Annotated in this window: 4 protein-coding genes; 1 reads left to right on the top strand and 3 read right to left on the bottom strand. The window is 32.5% G+C overall.

Going from position 1 to position 3,926, the window contains the following annotated elements:
* Positions 1-168: 168 nt before the first annotated feature.
* On the bottom strand, positions 169-1,215 hold the full coding sequence (locus JJE11_RS16140) for an AbrB family transcriptional regulator (protein ID WP_291637464.1): 1,047 nt from the start codon (positions 1,213-1,215) through the stop codon (positions 169-171).
* 159 nt (positions 1,216-1,374) lie between these two features.
* Here JJE11_RS16140 and JJE11_RS16135 point away from each other — a divergent pair, with 159 nt between their 5' ends.
* Positions 1,375-2,328: a LysR family transcriptional regulator gene (locus tag JJE11_RS16135; RefSeq protein ID WP_291637462.1), complete on the top strand. Its 954-nt coding sequence runs from the start codon at positions 1,375-1,377 to the stop codon at positions 2,326-2,328.
* Positions 2,329-2,610: 282 nt separating this feature from the next.
* Here the strand turns inward: JJE11_RS16135 and JJE11_RS16130 are convergent, their stop codons facing one another.
* Both JJE11_RS16130 and JJE11_RS16125 read right to left on the bottom strand, forming a co-directional pair.
* Complete coding sequence (locus JJE11_RS16130) at positions 2,611-3,171, bottom strand: recombinase family protein (RefSeq protein WP_291637460.1); 561 nt, start codon at positions 3,169-3,171, stop codon at positions 2,611-2,613.
* 258 nt (positions 3,172-3,429) lie between these two features.
* Positions 3,430-3,926: SPASM domain-containing protein (locus JJE11_RS16125; RefSeq protein WP_366927951.1), on the bottom strand; the 497-nt coding region annotated here is incomplete at its 5' end.

Below are 3,926 nucleotides of genomic sequence, written 5' to 3'. Positions count from 1 at the left end.
TCTCTATTATGAGAAGGCGTAGTAATAACAATATAAAACATCTACTCCTTCTCAGTCTCCCGGACCAAATTAAAGGTGAATTATTATTTATTCTTTTAATAATAGTACTTCATATTCTAATCCCTGTCAACCTAATTTAGTAAACAATCCGTTAATATAATTTGTTATTTATGAAATAATAATTTTAATTATAATGGGAAAAATTGCAATTATAGTAACATATCTTACAAGCTGAAGTAAAGCAACCTTTGGTCCATCTCCGCCCAGATCCTTAGCAATGATAGCCATATCTGATAATCCCCCTGGTGCACTTGCGAGTAGGGACGTAATTAACTCTAGTCCACTTACTTTAGTTATTAAAAATCCAATACAAATGTTCACTACAATAATACCTACCAAAAGTATAAAAGCTGGAAGCATTACACTTTTAAGTGCTATTAAATCTGAATACATCATTCTTTGCCCTATAAGTATTCCCGCAAATACTTGGGTTGCACGCTTCATGTTTATTGGCATGTACCCTTTATTAAAAAATACATTCAATGCCCCAACTGAGAGCATTGCGAAAGTCATTGCCCCTGCTGGTATTTTTGTAATATATCCTATAAATCCGGCTACTAAAGCAACACATATTGTTATCATTAAATTAATTCTCTTTTGTTTCTGACTCATGTGCTCTTTAGTAGACTCACTAATACAATTATTATCACCCTTTTTAGGACCATCATATCTATTAGCAATAAATTTCATCATTGTTGGAAATAGAAGCATTACACTCATAAGTCTTACTAATTGTAATATTGCTACTTTGGAAGACTCTGCTCCTAAATCTTGGCTAATAAGTGACATATCTACAATTCCACCTGGGGCACTAGCAAAAAGACATGTTACTAGGCTAATTCCCGTTGCCTTATACATTATATATCCCATTAGTAAATCCAATGTTATCATAAGTGTCAACATTAATACTGCAGGTTTCATCATTTTTCCAAGACCCGAAACATCCTTTTTTTTAATTCCTGATCCAATAAACGCCCCCGCTGCAATCTGAGTAATTACTCTTGCATCCTGAGGTAGATATGCATTTCCTGTTATTATACTATACGCTGCTACCAGCAGCATAGATCCTATCATAGCTCCAGCAGGCACCTTTAATTTAAATGCTATTATCCCACCAATGAATCCAACTAATACAGTTATAATTAATTCCATCATATTTACAACCATCCTATGCTTTCTTATTTCCATATATTTGCCATTGTTTTACATTCTATTATATTGTATCATTTAACTTGTACCATACCAAATACTATAATATTAATAAAACATATAGTCATTAGACTATATGCTATATAAATAAGTTAGGAGTGAACTATGGATTTTCGTAAACTTCAATATATGTTAAAAGTAGCAGAAGAAAAAAGTTTTTCGAAAGCTGCTCAAAAATTATATATAGCGCAACCCTCTCTAAGCCAATACATTCAAAAATTAGAACAACAATTAGGCGTACAATTATTCGATAGATCTACTAACCCACTGAGACTTACATATGCGGGAGAGCTATATGCCGAGACAGCTAAAAACATTTTAAATTTGAAAGATCAACTAACAAATCAGATGGAAGATATATCAAATTTGAAAAAAGGTCGCCTCACCATAGGGCTTACCACTTCTAGAAGTACTTATGTAATCCCAAAAGTTCTTCCACTGTTCCATGAGAAATATCCTGGCATTGACGTAGTTTTCCTAGAAGGTAATTCTGTTAAACTAGAGAATCTAGCTATTAAAGGAATCACAGATATTTCAATAATGACTTTACCCATAAAAGAGAATCTTTTCTCCTATGAACCTATATTTATGGAAAAGATCCTTTTAGCACTCCCTATGCAGCATCCTGCTTGTAAAAAAGCACTAGCTAAGCATCATGAAAAGCAACATATTGCTCATACCTATCCAGAAATTTCTCTTCATGAACTGCGAGATGAACCCTTTATTTTATTAAAGCAGCATCAAAAATTGCATCAAATTGCTATTGATCTTTGCAAACAAGCTGGATTCAGCCCTAAAGTAATACTTGAAAGTGGAAGTATTGAGGCCACTCAGGCTTTAGTCTCAACAGGCATGGGTATTGCTTTTATTCCTGATAGCATAGCCTTATCCCCACAAACATCCATCGCTCCTACTTATTTTCAAATGAAAAATTTAGAAACTACTAGAACTTTAGTAATCTGCTACATAAAAAAAAGATACCTTTCTAGAGCGTCTCAGGAATTTATTAGTATAATGAAAGATGTCTTAGGCGAATTTGAAACGCCATCTCTTTTATGAGGTGGCGTATCAATACCAATATAAAACAGTTTTTGTTTTATTTAATTGGAAGTTTAGCCGCAGCTGAAATCAAATTTTAAATCAGTTTAATTTCAGTTTAATTTCAGTTTAATTTTAATTAAATTTAATTAAATTTAAACGTTCATTATTATATTCGCTGGGAAATCAAAACCCTACAAGTCTTAATATAACAGGGTTTAATCAGTGTAAACTATCGTTATACATATTTTACCATATATTATAATTAGTGATATATTAGATACTCTTCAGTAGAATAGGCTATTAACCCTCTTCGTGTCTTTTAATTAATTTATAAAATGTATTTCTTTTAAGTCCTAATATATTCATGGCTTTAGTTCCTGTTAGTACCCTTGTCTTATACTGGCTATATACTTCAAACCAGTTGCTTGGATAATCTATAACCTTTCTTCCTGAATATACTCCATTCTCTTTTGCTTTGGCGATGCCCTCTCTCTGCCGTTCTAACACGTTCTCACGTTCAAAGGTATTAATAGCGCCTATCATAGTTAGCATTCGCTTGCCTGTGGCTGTATTCGTGTCTATATTTTCTTTACTGCTTACTAGGTGTATACCCTTTGCTTGTAACTCTTCAACTATATTTAATAGATCCTTTGTACTCCTGGCTATCCTACCAAGGCTATGAATATATATTGTATCGTCTGCCCTAGCAATCGCTATCATTCTCTTTAGTTCAGGCCTATTTGTATCTTTAGCACTAACTTTCTCATAAAACCAATTATCTATATTATATTTCTTTAGAACTTCAAGTTGTCTATGCTCATTCTGTTCTATAGTTGATACTCTTACATAAGCCATTTTCATACAATAACCTCCTTAAATTCAAAAACTTTCCAATGTAATTATATCCCATTTGTTTGTTTAGTGTCAATAATTTTAGCAAATAACTGTTTGTTAATTACAAAAACAACTCTATACAAATACATTTTCTTTGGCCTTTGATAGGACTTATATAAATAAAAATACCTTTCTAGAGCATCTCAGGAATTTATTAGTATAATGAAAGATGTCTTAGGCGAATTTAAAACGCCATCTCTTTTATGAGGTGGCGTATCAATTTATTTACTTCATGTTTTCAATTTTCTCATAAAGTTCTGTAGGATTACCTCTATCCCAGTTATTATATATTTTTTCCGAAAGATCAGTAGGAAGTGGTAGTGATTTTAGATTATATTCATTATAAAGTTTTAATACTTCTCCAGAATATTTCTCGCAAAGCCAGCAATCACAAGCGACATTAAAACAATTCCTCATTTTATTATACATGACATCAAAATCATCAGTAACAATGTTTCCAAATGAAATATTAAGGAATTCACAGGGCTGAATATCTCCTTTTGCATTAATGTAAAATCTATCCGTTCCTCCTGATGTGCATCCAAATTGATTCTTACTCTCCTCAACTATTTGAGCAGAAATCACGGGATAGTCTTTATATTTACCCTCCAGATTATATTTATTAGTCAGCTCCACTACCTTGTTAATATCTTCCTCTTTAAACTCTTCAATGCCACATTTTAACCAGCCTCCTGCAGGCTTAGGCTTTATAATCTGAATTA

The organism is Clostridium sp. (assembly GCF_016650095.1).
Taxonomy (GTDB): Bacteria; Bacillota; Clostridia; order Clostridiales; family Clostridiaceae; genus Clostridium_AD.
The sequence above is the reverse complement of the archived record's forward strand: the minus strand, read 5'-3'. Positions and strand labels throughout refer to the sequence as shown.

Excerpts from the sequence above, each read along its gene's own strand:
- JJE11_RS16130 (WP_291637460.1), bottom strand. The coding sequence starts at position 3,171 with ATGAAAATGGCTTATGTAAGAGTATCAACTATAGAACAGAATGAGCAT.
- JJE11_RS16140 (WP_291637464.1), bottom strand. The coding sequence starts at position 1,215 with ATGATGGAATTAATTATAACTGTATTAGTTGGATTCATTGGTGGGATA.
- JJE11_RS16135 (WP_291637462.1), top strand. The coding sequence starts at position 1,375 with ATGGATTTTCGTAAACTTCAATATATGTTAAAAGTAGCAGAAGAAAAA.